Genomic DNA, 1758 nt, shown 5'->3' with positions numbered 1-1758 from the left:
GGCGGCTTGTGTCCTGGGCGCAGCAGGCGGGCTTCACCGACGTCGCGCCCTCCAGCAGCAACTGGCTGTACGCCACGGCGCAGCAGCGCCGTTGGCAGTCGCGGGTGTGGAGCGAGCGCGTCCTGCACTCCGCCTTTGCAGAGCAGGCCCTGGAATACGGGCTGGCCAACGAGGCTGACCTGGCCCGGATCGCCGCCGGATGGCACCGTTGGGGCTCCACGGATGATGGATTTTTCCTGATCCCGAACGGGGAAGTGATCGCACGGGCGTAACGGCCCGCGGACAGCCCGCCAAACATTTTCCGGGAATTTCCATCAACCATGTCGAAAACCGTCCGGTAGTTCCGACCCATGAACGAAAGCGCCCACACGGAGCGCCCTGATAAGGAGTTCGAGATGAAATACATGATCATGATGTTTGGTTCGGCCGAGGGCATGATGGAGACCGCGGATCCCGAATGGATCAGGGAAATGATCGGGTTCATGATCCAGATCGACAAAGATCTCACCGATTCCGGCGAGATGGTATTCAACGCCGGACTGGCCGACCCCGGCACCGCCAAGCTGGTCAAGCAGACGGACACCGGGATCATCACCACCGATGGGCCCTTCGCCGAGGCCAAGGAATCCCTCATCGGCTACTGGGTAGTGGATGTCGCCAGCGAGGAACGGGCCGTGGAAATCTGCTCCAGCATCGTGAAGTACGCGCCGGTTGTGGAGTTGCGCCGCGTCCAGGACGCACCGCCGGAGGTCTAGCGCTTGGCCGAACCTTCCCGGGAATCCACGTTCGAGGACCTGCTGCGCACGCTGGCGCCGCAGGTCCTTGGCGTGCTCGTCCGCAGGCACGGCCAATTTGCCGAGTGCGAGGATGCCGTCCAGGAAGCCCTGCTCGAGGCAGCATTGCAATGGCCGGCCTCCGGTGTCCCGGACAACCCGAGATCGTGGCTGCTCACGGTCGCCACGCGGCGTTTGGTTGACTACTGGCGCAGCGAAAGTGCCCGGCAGGCTCGAGAACAACGCGCGGCGGCCATGGAACCGCCGCCCGGCGAGGACCCCTCCTCAACAAGTGAGCCGGAAGGGTTTGCGGAAGACACCCTCACCCTCCTTTTCCTGTGCTGCCACCCCGCCCTCTCGGCACCGTCGCAACTGGCACTGACCTTGCGGGCAGTCGGAGGGCTCACGACGGCGGAAATCGCCAGCGCGTTCTTCGTCCCGGAGGCCACTATGGGCCAGAGGATCAGCCGGGCCAAGCAGAGCATCAAGAAGGCCGGAGCCCATTTCGAGCTCCCGGAAACGGGCGAGCGACAGGCGCGGCTCGGCGTCGTACTCCACGTCCTGTACCTGATCTTCAACGAGGGCTACGCGGCCAGTTCAGGCCCGTCCATGCAGCGCGAAGACCTCACTGCCGAGGCCATCCGCCTTGCCCGGCTCCTTCGGGGGCTGCTTCCGGGCGAGCTCGAAGTGGGCGGGTTGCTGGCCCTCATGCTGCTCACCGACGCACGACGACGGGCGAGGTCCCTCCCGGACGGGATGTTGGTGCCGCTCGCGGAACAGGATCGCCGGCTGTGGGACACGACCCAGATCGCCGAGGGCCTTGAACTCTTGTCAACAGTGCTCGGGGTCGGCCGTCCGGGCCCCTACCAGCTGCAGGCCGCCATCGCCGCAGTCCATGCCGAGGCATCCTCGGCCGACCAGACCGACTGGCCACAGATCCTGGCGTTGTACACGGTCCTTGAAGCCATGGCCCCAAGTCCGGTCG

The 1758-nt window shown here is 65.4% G+C and carries 2 protein-coding genes and 1 pseudogene; all 3 read left to right on the top strand.

The window, feature by feature from the left end; genetic code table 11:
* A pseudogene (locus AHiyo1_RS20925) lies at positions 1–272 on the top strand (SAM-dependent methyltransferase); the annotation flags it as partial.
* 123 nt (positions 273–395) lie between these two features.
* Positions 396–755 (top strand): YciI family protein, encoded by a 360-nt coding sequence (locus AHiyo1_RS20920; RefSeq protein ID WP_059389873.1) that lies wholly within the window; start codon positions 396–398, stop codon positions 753–755.
* Between the two features lie 3 nt (positions 756–758).
* On the top strand, positions 759–1758 hold a 1000-nt coding region (locus tag AHiyo1_RS20915; RefSeq protein ID WP_253257520.1), incomplete at its 3' end, for an RNA polymerase sigma factor.

The organism is Arthrobacter sp. Hiyo1, from assembly GCF_001263615.2.
Taxonomy (GTDB): domain Bacteria; phylum Actinomycetota; class Actinomycetes; order Actinomycetales; family Micrococcaceae; genus Arthrobacter.
This window is presented reverse-complemented; position numbering and strand designations above follow the sequence as displayed.

Excerpts from the sequence above, each read along its gene's own strand:
- AHiyo1_RS20920 (WP_059389873.1), top strand. The coding sequence starts at position 396 with ATGAAATACATGATCATGATGTTTGGTTCGGCCGAGGGCATGATGGAG.